Origin of the sequence: Micromonospora wenchangensis, assembly GCF_002210435.1 — a bacterium.
GTDB lineage: Bacteria > Actinomycetota > Actinomycetes > Mycobacteriales > Micromonosporaceae > Micromonospora > Micromonospora wenchangensis.
Genome location: NZ_MZMV01000042.1, coordinates 44,782 through 62,642, shown reverse-complemented (window position 1 = coordinate 62,642; position 17,861 = coordinate 44,782). Strand labels below are relative to the sequence as shown.

Annotated in this window: 16 protein-coding genes; 12 read left to right on the top strand and 4 right to left on the bottom strand. The window is 72.6% G+C overall.

The genetic code is table 11. From position 1 onward, the window contains the following. Positions 1 to 125: 125 nt before the first annotated feature. Positions 126 to 566, bottom strand: coding sequence for a MarR family winged helix-turn-helix transcriptional regulator (locus B5D80_RS22565; RefSeq protein WP_088645917.1), 441 nt, complete (start codon positions 564 to 566; stop codon positions 126 to 128). Between the two features lie 95 nt (positions 567 to 661). Between B5D80_RS22565 and B5D80_RS22560 the strand changes: the two genes are divergently transcribed. The 7 genes from B5D80_RS22560 to B5D80_RS22530 all read left to right on the top strand — a co-directional run bounded on the left by B5D80_RS22560 (position 662) and on the right by B5D80_RS22530 (position 8,958). Next, positions 662 to 1,801: a substrate-binding domain-containing protein gene (locus tag B5D80_RS22560; RefSeq protein ID WP_088645916.1), complete on the top strand. Its 1,140-nt coding sequence runs from the start codon at positions 662 to 664 to the stop codon at positions 1,799 to 1,801. A gap of 598 nt (positions 1,802 to 2,399) precedes the next feature. Then, entirely contained in the window at positions 2,400 to 3,644 is a 1,245-nt protein-coding gene (urtA, locus tag B5D80_RS22555; RefSeq protein WP_088645915.1) for an urea ABC transporter substrate-binding protein, read from the top strand. Between the two features lie 63 nt (positions 3,645 to 3,707). Further along, positions 3,708 to 4,595, top strand: coding sequence for an urea ABC transporter permease subunit UrtB (gene urtB / locus B5D80_RS22550; protein WP_088645914.1), 888 nt, complete (start codon positions 3,708 to 3,710; stop codon positions 4,593 to 4,595). Further along, complete coding sequence (urtC, locus tag B5D80_RS22545) at positions 4,592 to 5,779, top strand: urea ABC transporter permease subunit UrtC (RefSeq protein ID WP_169733091.1); 1,188 nt, start codon at positions 4,592 to 4,594, stop codon at positions 5,777 to 5,779. Before urtB ends, urtC begins: the two co-directional genes overlap by 4 nt. Then, on the top strand, positions 5,776 to 6,531 hold the full coding sequence (gene urtD / locus B5D80_RS22540; protein ID WP_088645924.1) for an urea ABC transporter ATP-binding protein UrtD: 756 nt from the start codon (positions 5,776 to 5,778) through the stop codon (positions 6,529 to 6,531). Before urtC ends, urtD begins: the two co-directional genes overlap by 4 nt. Then, positions 6,531 to 7,223: an urea ABC transporter ATP-binding subunit UrtE gene (urtE, locus tag B5D80_RS22535; protein WP_088645913.1), complete on the top strand. Its 693-nt coding sequence runs from the start codon at positions 6,531 to 6,533 to the stop codon at positions 7,221 to 7,223. Before urtD ends, urtE begins: the two co-directional genes overlap by 1 nt. A 100-nt stretch (positions 7,224 to 7,323) precedes the next feature. After that, positions 7,324 to 8,958, top strand: coding sequence for a CotH kinase family protein (locus tag B5D80_RS22530; protein ID WP_245854882.1), 1,635 nt, complete (start codon positions 7,324 to 7,326; stop codon positions 8,956 to 8,958). Here B5D80_RS22530 and B5D80_RS22525 read toward each other — a convergent pair. The 3 genes from B5D80_RS22525 to B5D80_RS22515 are packed head-to-tail and all read right to left on the bottom strand — an operon-like array spanning position 8,955 to position 10,949. Further along, the gene (locus B5D80_RS22525) at positions 8,955 to 9,518 is read right to left on the bottom strand and encodes a Rieske (2Fe-2S) protein (protein WP_245854880.1); all 564 of its coding nucleotides are present in this window, start codon (positions 9,516 to 9,518) and stop codon (positions 8,955 to 8,957) included. The genes B5D80_RS22530 and B5D80_RS22525 overlap by 4 nt on opposite strands. Positions 9,519 to 9,525: 7 nt before the next feature. Further along, a complete protein-coding gene (locus B5D80_RS22520) occupies positions 9,526 to 10,191 on the bottom strand; it encodes a DUF6529 family protein (protein ID WP_342747118.1) in 666 nt (221 codons plus the stop codon). Then, positions 10,191 to 10,949 carry a hypothetical protein gene (locus B5D80_RS22515; RefSeq protein ID WP_088645910.1) on the bottom strand — a complete coding sequence of 253 codons (759 nt, stop codon included), beginning with the start codon at positions 10,947 to 10,949 and terminating at the stop codon, positions 10,191 to 10,193. The genes B5D80_RS22520 and B5D80_RS22515 overlap by 1 nt, the downstream gene beginning before the upstream one ends. A gap of 190 nt (positions 10,950 to 11,139) precedes the next feature. Between B5D80_RS22515 and B5D80_RS22510 the strand changes: the two genes are divergently transcribed. From B5D80_RS22510 to B5D80_RS22490, 5 genes are all read left to right on the top strand, one after another. Then, positions 11,140 to 12,081 (top strand): ion transporter, encoded by a 942-nt coding sequence (locus B5D80_RS22510; RefSeq protein ID WP_245854879.1) that lies wholly within the window; start codon positions 11,140 to 11,142, stop codon positions 12,079 to 12,081. A gap of 181 nt (positions 12,082 to 12,262) precedes the next feature. Beyond that, positions 12,263 to 12,742: a TrkA C-terminal domain-containing protein gene (locus B5D80_RS22505; RefSeq protein WP_088645908.1), complete on the top strand. Its 480-nt coding sequence runs from the start codon at positions 12,263 to 12,265 to the stop codon at positions 12,740 to 12,742. A 145-nt stretch (positions 12,743 to 12,887) separates the two neighbouring features. Further along, on the top strand, positions 12,888 to 15,710 hold the full coding sequence (locus B5D80_RS22500; protein WP_088645907.1) for a Na+/H+ antiporter subunit A: 2,823 nt from the start codon (positions 12,888 to 12,890) through the stop codon (positions 15,708 to 15,710). After that, positions 15,707 to 16,207, top strand: coding sequence for a Na(+)/H(+) antiporter subunit C (locus tag B5D80_RS22495; protein WP_088645906.1), 501 nt, complete (start codon positions 15,707 to 15,709; stop codon positions 16,205 to 16,207). The genes B5D80_RS22500 and B5D80_RS22495 overlap by 4 nt, the downstream gene beginning before the upstream one ends. Continuing rightward, positions 16,204 to 17,784 (top strand): Na+/H+ antiporter subunit D, encoded by a 1,581-nt coding sequence (locus B5D80_RS22490; RefSeq protein WP_088645905.1) that lies wholly within the window; start codon positions 16,204 to 16,206, stop codon positions 17,782 to 17,784. The genes B5D80_RS22495 and B5D80_RS22490 overlap by 4 nt, the downstream gene beginning before the upstream one ends. Positions 17,785 to 17,861 lie beyond the last annotated feature (77 nt).

Genomic DNA, 17,861 nt, shown 5'->3' with positions numbered 1-17,861 from the left:
GGGGGCCTTTACCGGCCCGCGCCCCGCACCGGGGTCGACGCGGTGCCTGTCGCCTAGCCGGCCCACCCGCGCCGGATCGCCGCCGGCCGGGCCCCGGGCGGAATCCCTGGTGGAGCTGGCCGGGGTCAGCCGGCCCGGACCGGCTGCCGGCGCGGGTCGAGCCGGGCGACCAGGTCGACGAGCTGCCCGGTCAGCGCCGCGTCGTCGATGATCCCGGCCAGCTCGGCCCGGACGAGGGCGTCGACGCGTTCCTGTTCGCGGCGGCCCCGGGGGGTCAGGTAGGCCCGGATGCGTCGCCTGTCGAACGGGTCGATCCGGCGGTGCACCAGGTTCTGGTCGACGAGCTGGTCGACGAGCTTCGTCAGGGTGCCCGGCGGCAACGACTCCTCGGTGGAGACCTCGCTCATCGGGTGGCCCTGCCCGTCGGCTAGGCGGCAGAGCACCCGCCACGCCTCAACGGTGAGCCCCTCGGTGGTGAGCACCGCGCCGACCCGGCGGGCGAGCAGCCGTTCGGCGCGGGTGAGCGCGCGCATCAGGTCGACGGGCGTCGTGGGATCGTCGGCCATGTCTCTCCCCGTTCGGTGGGTTGCCATGTTACCGAAGCGTCCCGGTTTTCGGTCGGGTCTGGTGGCCCGCCAGGGTTGCCGGCAATCATGTCAGCATGTCCGTGCCGGTGCCCGGCCCCCACGGCGTGCCGGAGCCGTCGCCCCGCTCGGGCGGCACGGCCGGGGCGGCCCCCTGGTTGACCGTCGACCGGTCGGTGGTCAGTGTCGCGCTGGTCTTTCCGATGCGCGGCCCGGCCGGCATGTTCGGCCCCACCTGCGAGCTGTGCGCCCAGTTGGCGGTGGAGGAGGTCAACCGGGCCGGCGGGGTGCTCGGCCGGGAGCTGCGGCTGGTGCCGGTCGACGGCGGTGCGCCACCGGCGCAGGTCGCCGCCGAGGTCGAGGCGCTGGTCTCCACGGGGGCGGTGCAGGGGGTCACCGGCTGGCACATCTCCTCGGTCCGGCAGGCGGTGGCGCCCCGGATCGCGCACCGGGTGCCGTACGTCTACACCGCCCTGTACGAGGGCGGGGAGCGTACCGAGGGGGTGTTCCTGACCAGCGAGACACCGGACGCGCAGCTCCGACCGGCGATGCGGCTGCTCGCCCGGGAACAGGGGGTACGCCGCTGGTACCTGGTCGGCAACGACTACGTCTGGCCGCGCCGCACCGCGCAGGCCGCCCAGCGGTACGCCCGCGACGACGGGGCGCGGGTGTGCGGGCGGGCGTTCCTGCCGCTGGGCACCGAGGACTTCGGGCCGGTGCTGCGGGAGATCGAGCGGACCGATGCCGACGCGGTGCTGATGCTGCTGGTCGGTGCCGACGCCGTCCGGTTCAACCGGGCCTTCGGCCGGTCCGCACTGGACCAGCGGTGCCTGCGGTTGAGCACCCTGATGGACGAGAACATGCTGTTGGCCAGCGGCGTCGGTGGCACCCGCCGGCTGTTCAGCACCGCCGGGTTCTTCGCCGGCCTGGTCACCCGGGAGAACCTGGACTTCCACGGCGCGTTCGCCCGCCGGTTCGGGGTGGACGCCCCGCCGCTGGGTAGCCTGGGCGAGTCCTGTTACGAGGGCGTGATGCTGCTCGCCGCCCTGATCGCCCGCGCCCGCACGTTGGACGTACGCGCCATCGGGGCGACGGCGGACGCGGTCACCTACCACGGCCCCCGGGGCGAGTTGCAGTTGCGTCGCCGCCACGTCCGCCAACGCATCTACCTCGCCGAGGCCGACGGACTCGACTTCACCGTCCTCGCCGAACTCTGACCCCCCGCGCTCCCTCCCGCACCCCTCCGGTCGCCCCGACGACCCCCGGTTGTCCACGGTGATCAAGAGGTTTGCGTCAGTTCCGGCTCCACGGGTGACGCAAACCTCTTGATCGCGCGGGCGGGAGCGGGTGGAGGTGGAGGCGGGGGAGAGGTCAGGGCGGGAGGGGTGGGGCGGGGTGTTGACAGGGGGGTGGGTGGGGGTTCTAGGATGCTTCCTGCGTGAAGTAATCGCCATTCCTGACCATTGTCGAGAGTGTTCGGCGGTTGGCGGGCCACCCTGTGCCGGGTGGGCGTCGCGCATTTTCGTGAGAGGTCGTCGTCCATTGTGGCGGTGGCCTTTTTTGTGTGTGTCGAGATCGGTTCGGGAAACAGCCAATTAAGGGCTGGGAAACGTGGTGGCAATCAAGTTGGCAGAGGCTTTTGCTGCCCGAAAGTCCACTGCGGACCGCCGCCGCGACGCCCCACCCGTCGCACGACGAGGCCGCCGACGTGCACCACGACCGCACCGCTTACCAATCATTGACAGCAATACCTGTCGGCCAGTGCGGGCCGGCACGGAAAATCATCCGGCGAACATCGCTCCGCAGGGAGAATGAATGTCACAGTTCCGGGGCCGCCGCATCCTGGCGGGCGCCTTGATCCTTGTTGCCGCCGCCGCGCTCGCCGGTTGTGGCAGCAAGACCTCCGACGAGAAGTCGACCGCCGGGGTCAGTGCCGACGTGTCCGGCGACACCGTCAAGGTCGGCCTGCTCAATTCGCTCTCCGGCACCATGGCCATCAGCGAGGTCACCGTGCGGGACTCCATCATGCTCGCCGTGGAGGAGATCAACGCCGCCGGTGGCGTGCTGGGCAAGAAGATCGTCCCGGTCGGTGAGGACGGTGCCTCCGACTGGCCCACCTTCGCCGAGAAGGCCGAGAAGCTGATCTCCCAGGACCGGGTCGCCGCCGTCTTCGGCTGCTGGACCTCGGCCAGCCGCAAGGCGGTCAAGCCGGTCTTCGAGAAGAACAAGGCGCTGCTGTTCTACCCGGTGCAGTACGAGGGGCTGGAGCAGTCGCCGTACATCTTCTACACCGGGGCCACCACCAACCAGCAGATCGTGCCCGGCCTGGACTACCTCAAGGCGCAGGGCAAGAAGTCGGTCTACCTGGTCGGCAGCGACTACGTCTTCCCGCGCACCGCTAACAAGATCATCAAGGCGTACGCGGCGGCCAACGGGATGACCGTGCTCGGCGAGGACTACGCCCCGCTCGGCTCCACCGAGTTCGGCACCATCGTCAACAAGGTCCGCTCGTCGAGGGCCGACGCGGTGTTCAACACCCTCAACGGCGACAGCAACGTGGCGTTCTTCAAGGAGTACACCTCCGCCGGGCTGACCGCCGCGAGCATGCCCGTGGTGTCGGTGTCGATCGCCGAGGAGGAGGTCAAGGGGATCGGCACCCAGTACCTCAAGGACCAGCTCACCGCCTGGAACTACTACCAGACGACCCCCGGCGCGGCGAACCAGAAGTTCGTCGCCGCGTACAAGGCGAAGTACGGCGCGGACAAGCCGACCAGCGACCCGATGGAGGCCGCCTACGTCGCGGTGTACCTGTGGAAGGCGATGGTCGACAAGGCCGGCACCTTCGAGGTGGAGAAGGTCCGGGCCGCCTCCGGCGGGATCACCTACGACGCCCCGGAGGGCCTGGTCACCGTGGACGGCCCCACCCAGCACATCGCCAAGACCGCCCGGATCGGCAAGGTCGGCGCGGACGGACTGATCACCGAGGTGTGGAACTCGGGCAAGCCGATCACGCCCGACCCGTACCTGAAGAGCTACCCCTGGGCGAGCGGCCTGAGCTGACCGATCCCGGCCCGGGCGGGAGGCACCCCCGCCCGGGCCGACCCACCCCTTCGGAGCGCGAACGTGACAGTCCTCTTCGGTCAGCTCTTCACCGGCGTCAGCATCGGCGCGGTGCTGCTGCTCATCGCCCTCGGCCTGGCGCTGACCTTCGGCCAGATGAACGTGATCAACATGGCGCACGGCGAGTTCATCATGGCCGGCGCCTACACCACCTACGTCCTGCAACAGACCGTGACCACCGCCGGCTGGTCGCTGCTGGTGGCCCTGCCGGTCGCCTTCGCGGTGGCCGGTGCCATGGGCGTGCTGCTGGAGGTGCTGCTGATCCGCCGCCTCTACGCCCGCCCGCTGGACACCCTGCTGGTCACCTGGGGCGTCTCGCTCATGCTCCAGCAACTGGCCCGGGACGTCTTCGGCAGCCCCAACGTGCAGACCCGGGCCCCGGCGCTGCTGACCGGCAACATCGCCCTGCCCGGCGGGCTGACCGTCGCCAACAACCGGCTGTTCATCCTGGCGCTCGCGCTGGCCGCCGTGCTGGCGCTCACCCTGGCGCTGCGGCTCACCCCGCTCGGGCGGCGCATCCGCGCCGTGGTGCAGAACCGCGACCTCGCCGCCGTCTCCGGCATCCCCACCGCCCGGGTCGACCGGACGACCTTCTTCATCGGCTCCGGGCTGGCCGGCGTCGCCGGGGTCGCGCTGACCCTGCTCGGGCCGATCGGCCCGACGATGGGCACCAACCTGATCATCGACGCCTTCCTGGTCGTCGTGGTCGGCGGCATCGGCCAGCTCAAGGGCAGCGTGATCGTCGCCTTCGCGCTGGGCGTGCTCCAGGCCACCGGCGAGTACCTCACCACGCTCAGCGTCGCCAAGGTGATCGTCTTCGTGGCGATCGTGGCGTTCCTCCAGTGGCGGCCCCAGGGGCTGTTCACCCTGCGTACCAGGAGCCTCGCATGACCGCCGCGCCGCTGGTCGGCACCGATCCCGCCAGCGCGGCCGGCACCCCGGCCGGCGGCCGGCGGGGCCGCCGGTTCGACGGCCCGGCGCGGACCGCCGCCGGGTTCGCCCTCGGGGCGGCGCTGCTGTTCGCCGTCGCCCCGCTGACCCTGTCGGACTTCCGGCTGTCGCTGCTGGCCAAGTACCTGTGCGTCGCGATGGTGGCGGTCGGCATCGGCATCGCCTGGGGCCGGGGCGGCATGCTCACCCTCGGCCAGGGGGTGTTCTTCGGCCTCGGCGGCTACGCGATGGCCATGCACCTCAAGCTCGCCGACGCCGGCCCCGGCGAGTTGCCCGACTTCATGCAGCTCTACGGCCAGCTCGACGAGCTGCCGCTGTGGTGGCGGCCGTTCGCCAGCCCGTGGATCGCGCTGCCGGCCACCGTGCTGCTGCCGATGGCCGTCGCGTTCGGCCTCGGCTCGCTGGTCTTCCGCCGCCGGGTCCGGGGCGCCTACTTCGCCATCCTCAGCCAGGCGCTCGCCGCCGCGATGGTGATCCTGCTCGTCGGCCAGCAGGGCACCACCGGCGGCACCAACGGCCTCACCGACATCCAGGGCTTCTTCGGGTACGACCTGGACGACCCGGTCAACCAGCGGATGGTCTACTTCATCATCGCCGCCAGCCTGCTCGCGCTGCTGGCCCTGGCCCGCCAACTCATCCGCAGCCGGTACGGCGAGTTGCTGGTGGCCGTCCGCGACGGCGAGGAACGGGTCCGCTTCCTCGGCTACGACCCGGCCGGCGTCAAGCTCGTCGGCTACGTGATCGCCGCCGGGATGGCCGGCCTGGCCGGGGCGCTGTTCGTCCCGGCGGTGGGGATCATCTCGCCCGCGTTGATCGGGATCGTGCCGTCCATCGAGTTCGTCATCGGCGTCGCGGTCGGCGGCCGGGCCACCCTGCTCGGTCCGGTGCTCGGCGCGGTGGCGGTGGCCTGGGCGCGTACCGCCCTGTCGGAACGCTTCCCGGGCACCTGGACGTACCTCCAGGGGTTGCTGTTCGTGCTGGTGGTGGCGTTCCTGCCGGGCGGCCTGGCGTCGCTGTGGGCGCTGGCCCGGCAGCGCCGGTCGGACCCGGCCGGTGCGCGGTGGTGGCGGCGGAGCCGGGCGGCGGACCCGGCCGAGACCCGGACGGAGGTGTCGGCGGCATGACCGGCCCGCAGCTCGACGGCCTGTGCGTACGCGACCTGCGGGTCACCTTCGACGGCTTCACCGCCGTCGACGGGGTCGACCTCGACGTGCCGCCCGGCGACATCCGGTTCCTGATCGGCCCCAACGGGGCCGGCAAGACCACCCTGGTCGACGCCGTGACCGGGCTGGTCCGGGCCACCGGCTCGGCCCGCTTCGGCGACCGGGAACTGCTCGGCCGCGACGTGCACCGCATCGCCCGGCTCGGCATCGGCCGCACCTTCCAGACCGCGTCGGTGTTCGAGGAACTGACCGTGGTGCAGAACCTCGACATCGCCGCCGGAGCCACCCGGAGCTGGTGGACGCTGGCCCGCCGGCGGCACCGGGTGCCCGACGAGGTGGCCGCCGCGCTGGAGACGATCGGGCTGGCCGACCGGGGCGACCAGTTGGCCGGCGCGCTGGCGCACGGGCAGAAACAGTGGCTGGAGATCGGCATGCTGCTGGTCTCCGACGCCCGGCTGCTGCTGCTCGACGAGCCGGTCGCCGGGATGAGCCACGAGGAACGCGACGCCACCGGCGCCCTGCTGGAGACGGTCAGCCGGGACCGCACCGTGGTGGTCATCGAACACGACATGGACTTCCTGCGCCGCTTCGCCCGCAGCGTGACCGTGCTGCACGCCGGCAAGGTGCTCAGCGAGGGCACCGTCGCCCAGGTCCAGGCGGACCCCCGGGTGCAGGAGGTCTACCTCGGCGTCGACACCGCATCGGAGGCGTGATGTTGGAGTTGCGTGGCGTACACGCCGGCTACGGCCGCAGCGAGGTGCTGCACGGGGTGGACGTGGCCGTCCCCGCCGACGGGGTGGCCGCCGTGCTCGGCCACAACGGCGCGGGCAAGAGCACCCTGCTGCGGGTCGCCGTCGGCCTGCTGCGCCCCCGGGCCGGCACGGTCACCCTCGACGGGGAGGACGTCACCCGGCTCGCCCCGCACCAGCGGGTCGCCCGGGGCCTGGCGTACGTGCCGCAGGGCCAGCAGTGCTTCCCGCACCTGACGGCGGCGGAGAACCTGCGGCTGGTGGCCGACGGTCGGCGCGACGGGGCCGCCGCCACCGCCGAGGCGCTGGACCTGTTCCCGGCGTTGCGGAGTCTGCTGCGGCGGCGGGCCGGGTTGCTCTCCGGCGGCCAGCGGCAGCAGTTGGCCATCGCCCGCGCGCTGGTCACCCGCCCCCGGCTGCTGCTGCTCGACGAGCCCACCGAGGGCATCCAGCCGTCGGTGGTCGCCGAGATCCAGGACCGCATCGTCGAGCTGGCCACCGGGGCCGGGATCCGGGTGCTGCTGGTGGAGCAGCACCTCGGCTTCGCGCTGCGGGTGGCGACCCGGCACTACGTGCTGGAGTCCGGCCGGGTCACCGCCACCGGCGACGGTGGCCGGGACGCCGAACGGTCGGTCCGCCAGGCGCTCGCGGTCTGAGAGTGCCGGACTGATCACCGAAAGTGACATCCTCTGTAACATTGGCGTGCGTAGATGGATGGGGGTGTGCTCCAGCCGCCCGTGACGCAGGGGAGTGACAGTGCGGAGTCTGCCGGCCCGGGTCCTGGGCGTCGTGACCGCGATCTCGCTCGGGGTGGTCGGCGGCCCGTCGCCGACCCCGGACCGGCCGGCCGGCGCGCCGGCCGCCGCCCTGGCGGCGGACCCGGCGGACGAGCTGACCGGCGACATCGTCTTCTCCGTGCCGAGCGGCACCTTCCGCGACGAACTCACGGTCTCGTTGCGGACGACGGTGACCGACGCCGAGATCCGCTACACGACGGACGGGGCGCTGCCCCGCGCGGACTCCCCACGCTACGACGGCACCCCGGTGACCCTCGTCGACACCACCCAGCTCCGGGCCCAGGCGTTCGTCGACGGGGTGGCGACCGGTGACCCCGGCACCGCCCTCTACGTCGAACGGGCCGTGGACGTCAGCCTCGACCTGCCGATCCTGCTGATCGACGGGTACGGCCAGGGTGCGCCGGGCCGGGAGTTCGTCGACGCCGCCGCGCTGCTGTTCGCGCCGACCGGGGGACACGCGTCGCTCTCGACGCCACCCACCCTCGCCACCCGGATCGGTTACCACCTGCGCGGCACGTCGAGTTCCCTGTTCGACAAGGCGCCCTACCGGGTCGAGTTCCGGGACAACGAGGACGACGACGTCGACCTGCCGGTCCTCGGGATGCCGGCCGAGTCCGACTGGGTGCTGCGCGGGCCCTACACCGACAAGGCGTTGATCCGGGAGGCGTTCACCTTCGACCTGGCCCGCGAGATCGGATTCCAGGCGCCCCGGTACGCCTTCGTGGAGTTCTACCACAACGTCGCGGACCGGCCGGTGAGCGCCGAGGACTACCAGGGCGTCTACCTGATCGTCGAGACCATCAAGAACGCGAAGAACCGGCTCGACCTCAAGGATCTCGACCCCGACGACGTCACCCTGCCGGCCATCACCGGTGGGTACATCTTCAAGTTCGAGTGGCTGACGGCCGAGGAACCCACCCTGGAGTGCCAGGGCCGGCCCGCGACCTGCTGGCACTACCTGGAGGTGGTCGACCCCTCACCGCTGCAACCGGAGCAGCAGGCCTGGCTGACCGGACACCTCCAACAGTTCAACGACCTGATGCAGTCCGGTGACTTCGCCGATCCGGTGACGGGCTATCCCGCCTGGATCGACGTGGGATCGTTCGTCGACTCGTTCATCCTCAACGAGCTGACCCGCAACTTCGACGCCTACGCCCGCAGCTCGTACTTCTACAAGGACCGGGGCGGCAGGATCACCGCCGGGCCGCTGTGGGATCTCGACCTCACCTACGGCACCGGTGGCGGGGACAACCTGGAGACCAGCGGCTGGCAGTACGAGCAGCCCCGGTGGCCGAAGCCCAACAACTGGATCAACAGGTTGGTCACCGACCCCGGGTTCATGGCGCTGGTCCGGGCCCGCTGGGCCGAGCTCCGGCGGGGCCCGCTGTCGGCCGCCGGGCTCGACGCGCGCCTCGCCGGACTCACCGCGCCGCTGACCGACGCCGCCGACCGCAACTTCCAGCGGTGGCCGAACCTGACCACCGAGAAGATCGGACCCATCGTCACCCCGACCGCCGACACGTGGCAGGGGCAGCTCGACTACCTGCGGGACTGGCTGGACCGGCGGATGGCGTGGCTGGACTCGGCCCTCTAGGCCAGCCGGATGTCGTCGCCGTCGACGGTCACCGCCCGGGGCGGCAGCGGGCTACCGGCCGGGCCGCTGCGCACCGCGCCGTCGGCGATGCCGAAGACGCTGTTGTGGCAGCCGCAGACGATGGTGCCGTCCTTGACCGAGGTGACCGTGCAGCCCTGGTGGGTGCAGGTCGCCGAGAACGCCTTGATGGTGCCGGCCGCCGGTTGGGTCACCACCACCCCCTCGGCCTTGAAGATCTTGCCGCCGCCGACGGGGATGTCCGCCACCGCGGCCAGCGCCGCCGGGGCGGGCGGCTGCTCACCGCCCCCGGCGGGGGAGCCGCTCGCCCCGGCCGACGGCCCGGCCGGTGCGCTGCCGCCCGGCGAGGCGTCGGCCGGCGCGTCGGCCGACCCGCCGGTCTGCGGCGCCGCGGCCGGCGTGGTCGGCTCGCCGTACGTCTGGCAGCCGGCGAGCAGGGCGGTCACGCCCACCCCGCCGGCACCGGCCAGCACCGCCCGCCGGGACGCACACCCGGTCCCACGCTCGTCGCACATCTGCCCGTCGTTCCTCTCCCGTGTCACGAGCCCGTCACGTCCCCACCCCGAAGGTGGTGAAGTACCACAGCGACGAGGTCACCCAGATCCCCATCAGGACGGTGAACACCAGCCCACCGACGACCGGCAGCACCCACCCGGCCAGCCCCCGCTTGGGCAGCGCCAGCATCTTCATGGTGAACACCCCGAAGAAGAGGCAGCCGAGCAGCGAGTGCAGCAGGGTCCGCAGGTCGTAGTCGGCGAAACCCAGCGCGTAGAGGCAGTGCACCGCCACCGGGACGGTCAGCAGGAACGCCACCCGGCCGCTCCACCGGTGCAGCCCGCCCGCCCAGGAGGGCGAGAAGCCGCCCAGCCGGCCCCACATCGCCAACGCGCTGAGCAACTGGACCACGGCGAAGAGGGCCGCCCCGGTGCCCAGCCAGACCTTGACCGCCTGGGGGCTGGAGAAGCCGGCCACGTTGACCGCGATCCCGGTGGGCTGGTGCATCCGGCCGTACGCCCCGAGGGCCACCGCGACCGCCGCCCCGACCAGCAGCGGTACGAGCACCGAGGCGGGCGGGGCACCGGAGCCGGTGGACGGCACGCCGGTCGGGGCGGGCGGGGTCACGACGGGTGGGGGGTCGGACAGGACCCGGACGGGTGGCCCGTCGTCGAAGTCGCGTCCCACGTCGGTCTCGAACCTGCGGCGTGCCGTCGTCATCACGCACCGGACCCCGGGTCGGCCACGACCGGTGACGCGGTGACGGTCCGGCCGTCGAGGATGGTGGTGCCGAACGCGGGGTCCAGCGGCGGGGCCGGCACCGGCGTACCGTCGCGGGTGACCACCCCGATCTGGCTGCCGTCGGGCAGCATGATCCAGCCGCCGTCGACGCCGGCGCGGCGCTGCTGCGCGGTGGCCCGGTAGAGCACCGGGTCGGGCTTGCCGGTCTGCTTGGCGGTGAACTTCCACCGGCGCTGACCCACCACCATCTCGCCGGAGGCGACCCCGTCGCCGAACGACCCGGTGAGCACCTCGCCCTTCTTGCCGGTCAGCTTCATCCGGCCGTCGGCGGCGGTGCCGTTGAGCCACACCTCCAGCTTCCTGCCGTCGCAGACGTACGCCACCGCCTTGCCGTCGGTGACGGTGATCGCGATGGTGGCGCCGCCGTCGAGCCGTCCGGTCCAGTTCGAGTCGGCCTGCTTCGCCGGTGGCGCCGTGGTCGGCGGCGTGGTCTCCGCCGGGCCGGGCTGGCCTCCCGCCGGTGCCGCCGGGGTGGCCTCCGGTTCGGCCGCCGGGTCGGCGTCCGGTTCGGCCGCGGGGGCGGCGGGCGACACCACGGCGGCACCGGGCGGGCTCGTCGCGGGCGCGGCCGCACCGGCATCGACCGTACGCGGTGCCGCCTGGGCGCTCATCGCGAACAGGACGGCGGCCATGCCCGTCCCGGTCAGCAGGGTGAGCAACGGGGTCGTGCGCTTCATGAGCAGCTCCCTTCACCGGGTGGTACGAAGCCGGGGCGCGGGTCGTTCAATGTCGGGGCGAGAACCTGCGATCGCCGGTGGCCGGGTGCCCGGTCCATCACCGACGGTGATCGTCCCGGGTGGCCGGTAGGGTGTCGGGATGGCCGCCGCGTTCCCGTACCGCCCCGGGACCGGGTGACCGGTGCCGTCCGTGCCCGTTCCCACCCGGCGGCGTGCCGCCGATCCCGGACCCGCCCGCCCCGTCGGCCTCGCCCGGTGCTGTGCCCGGATCGCCCGGTCGCGCCCCTTCGAGGCGGCGATCGTGGTGCTCATCATGGCCAACGCGGCGGTCCTGGGGGTGGAGACCTACCCGGATCTCGGTGCGGCCCGGCCGGCGCTGAACTGGCTGGAGATGAGCTTCCGGGCGGCCTTCGTCGCCGAGATCGCCATCCGGGTGCTGGCGTACGGGCGTCGGCCGCAGGACTTCCTACGGCACGGGTGGAACGTGTTCGACCTGGTGGTGATCGCGGCGATCTTCCTGCCCGGGCTGCACGGCGACTCGGCGCTGCTGCGGGTCGTCCGGGTGGCCCGGGTGCTGCGCCTGGTCCGTTTCTCGCCAGGTCTGCGCACCATCGTGGCCGCGCTGTGGCGCAGCCTGCCCGGTGTCGGCGGGTTCCTCGCGCTGGCCATGGTGACCCTCTACGTCTACGGCATGGCCGGCTGGCTGATCTTCGGCCGGGCCTACCCGGAGCAGTACGGCGACATCGGCCGGTCGCTGCTGACCCTGTTCGTGCTGCTGTCCCTGGAGACCCTGCCGGATCTGGTGGAGCAGGGGATGGCGCTGTCCCCGTGGACCCTCGTCTACTACGTCAGCTACGTGCTCATCACGGTCAACCTGCTGCTGAACATCCTGATCGCGGTCATCGTGAACTCGATGGAGGAGGCCCGCCGGCTGGAGATGACCGAGCGGCTGGCGCCCGGTTACGACGCCGACGGTGACGGGGTGCCCGACGAGGTGGACCGGATCGCCCTGACCCAGCGCCTGGACGACCTGCGGGCGGTGATCGCCGAGCTGGAACGGGAGCTGCGCATCGACCGGGACGACCCGGCGGGCCGGCACCGGCCGGTACCGGAACGCACCGACGCGCGCTGACGACCCGGCACGGTGTGCCGGTTCGGTGGCCGTCCGCCGCCCGGCACCCCCTCCGACGTCGAAACCTCCCATATATTGGGACGATGGCGTGGGCGACAGGGGTCTGATCATGATAGGGATGAAGGGGCGCGCGGTCGTTACCGGCCGGACGCCCCTTCGATGTTGGGCGAAGGAGGTCGGTATGCGGTTCGAACGTACGGTCATTCCCGGGGTCGGACTCTGCCAGCGCTTCGCCACCGCCCACGGCCAGTGGGCCAGCGTCATCTCCCACCCCGGCGGGCGGCGCGACATCGTGATCTACCACCCCGAGGACGGCGACACCGCGCTCTGCACGCTGGTGCTCGAACAACCCGAGGCGCAGGCCGTCGCCGGGGTGCTCAACCAGGCGGTCACCGTCGACCACCTCGCCGAGCTGGAACGCCAGCTCCCCGGTGTCACGGTCGTGCGAATACCCGTCGCCGTGGACAGCATCGGCGACGGCAAACGCTGGCGGGACACCGCGTTGTCCGGCCGGCCGCTGTCGCTGCTGGCGGTGGTCCGCGCCGGCCGGGTCGTGCCGACCCCCGGCGACGACTACGTCCTGCTCGCCGGCGACGAGGTCGTCGTCGCGGGTGCGGAGGCGGCCACCACGACCGCGGTGGACGTGTTCGCCGGCCACTGACCGGTACCACCACCGACCGACCAACCACCGGTGACGCCACCGCCGCGGTGGCCGTGCGACCCGGGGACGCCCGTCCCCGCGCCGCCGGTCCCGCACCGCCCCGAACGGGCCGGTGGCCGCCGACACTGATCTTCGAGGAGGGTATGTGCTGGTCCTGGTGGCGGTCCACGCACTGGCAGCCGTGGTCGCCCCGGGGCTGGTACGTCGCTTCGGACGCCGTGCGCTCTACGCCGTCGCGCTCGCCCCGGCCGCCACGCTGGTCTGGGCGCTGACCCGTACCGGTGCGGTCCGGTCCGGCGACCCGGTGGTGGAGACCTGGCCCTGGGTGCCCCGGATCGGCCTGGAACTGGCCCTGCGGATGGGCACCCTGTCCTGGCTGATGGTGGTGCTCGTCGGCGGGGTCGGCGCGCTGGTGTTGGCCTACAGCGCCAGGTACTTCCGCTCCGACGACCCCGGGCTGGGCCGCTTCGCGGCGGTCTTCGTCGCCTTCGCCGGCTCCATGCTCGGCCTGGTCGTCTCCGACGACCTGCTGCTGCTCTACGTGTTCTGGGAACTGACCACCGTCTTCTCGTACCTGCTGATCGGCTACGACCCGGCGAAACGGGCCAGCCGGCGCGCCGCCATGCAGGCGCTGCTGGTCACCACCCTGGGCGGGCTGGCCATGCTGGCCGGGTTCGTGATGCTCGGCCAGCACGCCGGCAGCTACCGCTGGTCGGTCGTCGCCACCGACCTGCCCGGCGGCGGCTACCTGGTCACCGCGCTGATGCTGATCCTGCTCGGCGCGCTCAGCAAGTCGGCCATCGTGCCGTTCAGCTTCTGGCTGCCCGGCGCGATGGCCGCGCCCACCCCGGTCAGCGCCTACCTGCACGCCGCCGCGATGGTCAAGGCCGGGGTGTTCCTGGTCGCCCTGCTCGGCCCGGCCGTCGCCGACGTCACCGCCTGGCGGGTGGTGCTGCTCGGCACCGGCCTGGCCACCCTCTTCCTGGGCGCCTGGGTGGCGCTGCGCCAGACCGACCTGAAGCTGCTGCTCGCCTACGGCACGGTCAGCCAGCTCGGGCTGCTGATGGTGGTCCTCGGGGCCGGCAGCCGCGACGCAGCCCTGGCCGGCGCGGCGATGGTGCTGGCACACGCCCTGTTCAAGGCCACCCTCTTCCTCGTCGTCGGCATCGTCGACCACACCACCGGCACCCGGGACCTGCGCGAACTCAGCGGCCTCGGCCGGCGCGCGCCGGTGCTCGCCGGGGTCGCCGTGCTGGCCGCCGCGTCGATGGCCGGCCTGCCGCCGATGGCCGGCTTCGTCGCCAAGGAGGCCGCCTTCGAGGCGTTCCAGCACGGCGGTACGGCCGACCTGCTGGTGCTGGCCGGGGTGGTGGCCGGGTCGGCGCTGACCGTGGCGTACACGCTGCGGTTCCTGTGGGGGGCGTTCGCCGGCAAACCCGGTGTCGCGCCTACCGAACCGCACCCGGCGGGCCGGGCGTTCCTCGCCGCCCCGGCGCTGCTCGCGGTGGCCGGGCTGGCCGTCGGCGTCGCCGCACCGGCGTTCGACGGGCTGCTCGCCCCGTACGCCGACGGGTTCTCCACCGCCGGGCCGGGTTACCGCCTGGCGCTGTGGCACGGCCTGACCCCGGCCCTGGGGCTGTCCGCCCTGGCGGTGGCGGTCGGCGGCGGGCTGTTCCTGCTGCTGCACCGGGGTCGGCTGCGGGCGACCCGGTGGACGCCGCTGGACGGCGCGGCCGGCTACGAGCGGCTGGTCGCCGGCGTGGACCGGCTCGCGGTGGAGCTGACCGGCGCGACCCAGCGCGGCTCGCTGCCGTTCTACCTCGGGATCATCCTGGTGGTGCTGGTCGTGCTGCCCGGTGGCGCGCTGCTCACCGGCGGCCCCTGGCCCCGGCAGTTCCGCGCCTGGGACACCCCGTTGCAGGCGGTCGTCGCCGCCCTGGTGATCGTGGCCGCCGTGATGGCCGCCCGCGCGCTGCGCCGGCTCACCGCGATGATCCTGGTCGGTGTCGCCGGCTACGGCACCGCGCTGATGTTCGTCCTGCACGGCGCACCGGACCTGGCGCTGACCCAGTTCCTGGTGGAGACCGTCACCATCGTCATGTTCGTGCTGGTGCTGCGTCGGCTGCCGGTGAAGTTCTCGGCCCGGCCGATCCGCCGGAGCCGGCGCGGTCGGATCGCCATCGGGGTCGCCGTCGGCGCGGTCGTGTCCGGGATGGCCTGGGTCGCGTCCAGCGGCCGGCTGGCCATCCCGGTCTCCGAGCGGTTCCCCGACGAGGCGGTCTCCTACGGCGGCGGCAAGAACGTGGTCAACGTGACCCTGGTCGACATCCGGGCCTGGGACACCATGGGCGAGATCGCGGTGCTGGTGGTGGCCGCCACCGGGGTGGCCAGCCTGATCTTCCGCCGCTCCCGCGACCTGGACCGGCGCAGCGCCGTCCCCGGCCCCCGACCGGCGACCACCGGCGGGCCGCGCTGGCTGACCGCCGGCTTCGAGGCGCACCGGCACTCGGTGATCCTCCAGGTGGTCACCCGGCTGCTGTTCCACGCCATCGTGCTGTTCTCGGTCTACCTGCTCTTCTCCGGTCACAACGCCCCCGGCGGCGGGTTCGCCGCCGGGCTGGTCGCCGGCCTGGCCCTGGCCGTGCGCTACCTGGCCGGCGGCCGCCGGGAACTCAACGCCGCCGCGCCGGTCGACGCCGGCGCGGTGCTCGGCGCGGGGCTGTTCCTCGCCGTCGGCACCGGGGTGGCCGCGATGCCGCTGGGCGGGGAGTTCCTGCAGAGCGCGGTGCTCGACCTGCACCTGCCCCTGCTCGGCAAGGTCCACTTCGTCTCGTCGGTCTTCTTCGACGTCGGCGTCTACCTGATCGTGGTGGGCCTGGTGCTGGACATCCTGCGCAGCCTCGGCGCCGAGATGGACCGCCAGCAGGAGGACGCCCACGACGACGTACGGGACAAGGAGCTGGTGTGACCCCCAACCTCACCTACATCGTGGTGGTCGGCGTGCTCTTCGCCGCCGGGGTGACCCTGCTGCTGGAACGCAGCCTCACCCGGGTGCTGATGGGCGTCATCCTGCTCGGCAACGGGGCCAACCTGCTGCTGCTCACCGGAGGTCGGGCCGGTGGCCCGCCGATCGTCGGCACCACCGACGCCGACGAGATGAGCGATCCGCTGCCCCAGGCGATGGTGCTCACCGCCATCGTCATCACCCTCGGCATGACCGCGTTCCTGCTGGCGCTGTCGTACCGCAGCTGGCACCTCAACGGCCACGACGAGGTGCAGGACGACGTGGAGGACCGCCGGATCATGGACCTGGCCGACCGGGACGAGGGGCCGGGCACCGACGACGCCGACCAGCCCGACTCCGACGACCAGCTCGACGGCGACGGCCGGCCCGACCCGGACAGCCGGCGGCCCTCGGCCGCCTCGGTGGCGGCGGCGGCCGGCGAGCGGGGGAGGGACGCGTGAACCACCTCGTCCCGCTGCCGGTGGTGATGCCGCTGCTCGGCGCGGCCCTGACCCTGCTGCTGGCCAGCCGGCCCCGCGCGCAGCGGTGGGTCAGCCTCACCGTGCTCACCGCGACCGTCGCCGTGGCCGCCACCCTGCTGGTCCGCTCCTCGATCGACGGTCCGCTCGTCGTCGAGGTGGGCGGCTGGGTCGCGCCGCTGGGCATCGTGCTCGTCGCCGACCAGCTCGCCGCGCTGATGCTGGTGGTCTCTGCCTCCGTCACCCTCTGCGTGCTGGTGTACTCCATCGGGCAGGGCATGGCCGACGGGCACGAGGAGACCCCACTGTCGGTCTACCACCCGACCTACCTGGTGCTGACCGCCGGGGTGTGCAACGCCTTCCTCTCCGGCGACCTGTTCAACCTCTACGTCGGCTTCGAGATCCTGCTGGTCGCCAGCTACGTGCTGCTCACCCTCGGCAGCACCGAGACCCGCATCCGCGCCGGCACCACGTACGTCGTGGTCAGCCTGCTGTCGTCGCTGATCTTCCTGGTGGCGATCGGGCTGGTCTACTCGGCCACCGGCACCCTCAACCTGGCCCAGCTCGTCGACCGGCTCGACGCCCTCCCCGACGACCTGCGGCTGGTGCTGCAGGGGATGCTGCTGCTCGCCTTCGGCATCAAGGCGGCGGTCTTCCCGCTGTCGGCGTGGCTGCCCGACAGCTACCCCACCGCGCCCGCGCCGGTCACCGCCGTCTTCGCCGGCCTGCTCACCAAGGTCGGCGTGTACGCCATCATCCGCACCGAGACGCTGCTGTTCCCCGGCGGCCGGACCGCCGACCTGCTGCTGGTGGTGGCGGCGTTGACCATGCTGGTCGGCATCCTCGGCGCGGTCGCCCAGTCCGACATCAAACGACTGCTGTCGTTCACCCTGATCAGCCACATCGGGTACATGCTGTTCGGGGTGGGGCTCAGCTCGTCGCTCGGGTTGGCCGCCGCGATCTTCTACGTGGTGCACCACATCACCATCCAGACCACCCTGTTCCTCGCCGCCGGGCTGGTCGAACGCCGGGGTGGCAGCACCGCGCTGGACCGCCTCGGCGGGCTGGCCCGGCTGTCGCCGCTGCTCGCCGTGTTGTTCTTCGTGCCCGCGTTGAACCTGGCCGGCATCCCCCCGTTCTCCGGCTTCCTGGGCAAGCTCGGCCTGGTCCAGGCCGGGGTCGACGACGGCGGCGTGCTGGCCTGGGTGCTGGTCGCCGGTGGGCTGCTGACCAGCCTGCTCACCCTCTACGCCATCGCCCGGGTGTGGAACCTGGCGTTCTGGCGTCGCCCGCACCCGGACATGCCCGAACCGCAGGACAGCGTGCACACCGTCCGCACCGACGGGGTGGAGCAGCCCTACCGGGGGCCGGACCGCGACGCCCACCCGGGCGCGATGCTGCCCCGCCTGATGATCGCCCCGACGGTGGCCCTGGTGGTGCTGGGGTTGGCGTTGACCGTGGTGGCCGGGCCGCTGTTCGACCTCAGCTCCGACGCCGCCGACGACCTGCTGCGGCGCACCCCGTACGTCGAGGCCGTCTACCCCGGGGGGACCCCGTGAGCCACGATCCGCCACCGCAGCGCTCCCCGGACCGGTCGCCGCCGCCCGGGGAGCCGTCGCCGCAGCTTCCCGGCGGT

What these genes read in the sequence shown, in the direction of transcription:
- B5D80_RS22565 (WP_088645917.1), bottom strand. Translation starts at nt 566, where the DNA reads ATGGCCGACGATCCCACGACGCCCGTCGACCTGATGCGCGCGCTCACC.
- B5D80_RS22560 (WP_088645916.1), top strand. Translation starts at nt 662, where the DNA reads ATGTCCGTGCCGGTGCCCGGCCCCCACGGCGTGCCGGAGCCGTCGCCC.
- urtA (WP_088645915.1), top strand. Translation starts at nt 2,400, where the DNA reads ATGTCACAGTTCCGGGGCCGCCGCATCCTGGCGGGCGCCTTGATCCTT.
- urtC (WP_169733091.1), top strand. Translation starts at nt 4,592, where the DNA reads ATGACCGCCGCGCCGCTGGTCGGCACCGATCCCGCCAGCGCGGCCGGC.
- urtD (WP_088645924.1), top strand. Translation starts at nt 5,776, where the DNA reads ATGACCGGCCCGCAGCTCGACGGCCTGTGCGTACGCGACCTGCGGGTC.
- urtE (WP_088645913.1), top strand. Translation starts at nt 6,531, where the DNA reads ATGTTGGAGTTGCGTGGCGTACACGCCGGCTACGGCCGCAGCGAGGTG.
- B5D80_RS22520 (WP_342747118.1), bottom strand. Translation starts at nt 10,191, where the DNA reads ATGACGACGGCACGCCGCAGGTTCGAGACCGACGTGGGACGCGACTTC.
- B5D80_RS22515 (WP_088645910.1), bottom strand. Translation starts at nt 10,949, where the DNA reads ATGAAGCGCACGACCCCGTTGCTCACCCTGCTGACCGGGACGGGCATG.
- B5D80_RS22505 (WP_088645908.1), top strand. Translation starts at nt 12,263, where the DNA reads ATGCGGTTCGAACGTACGGTCATTCCCGGGGTCGGACTCTGCCAGCGC.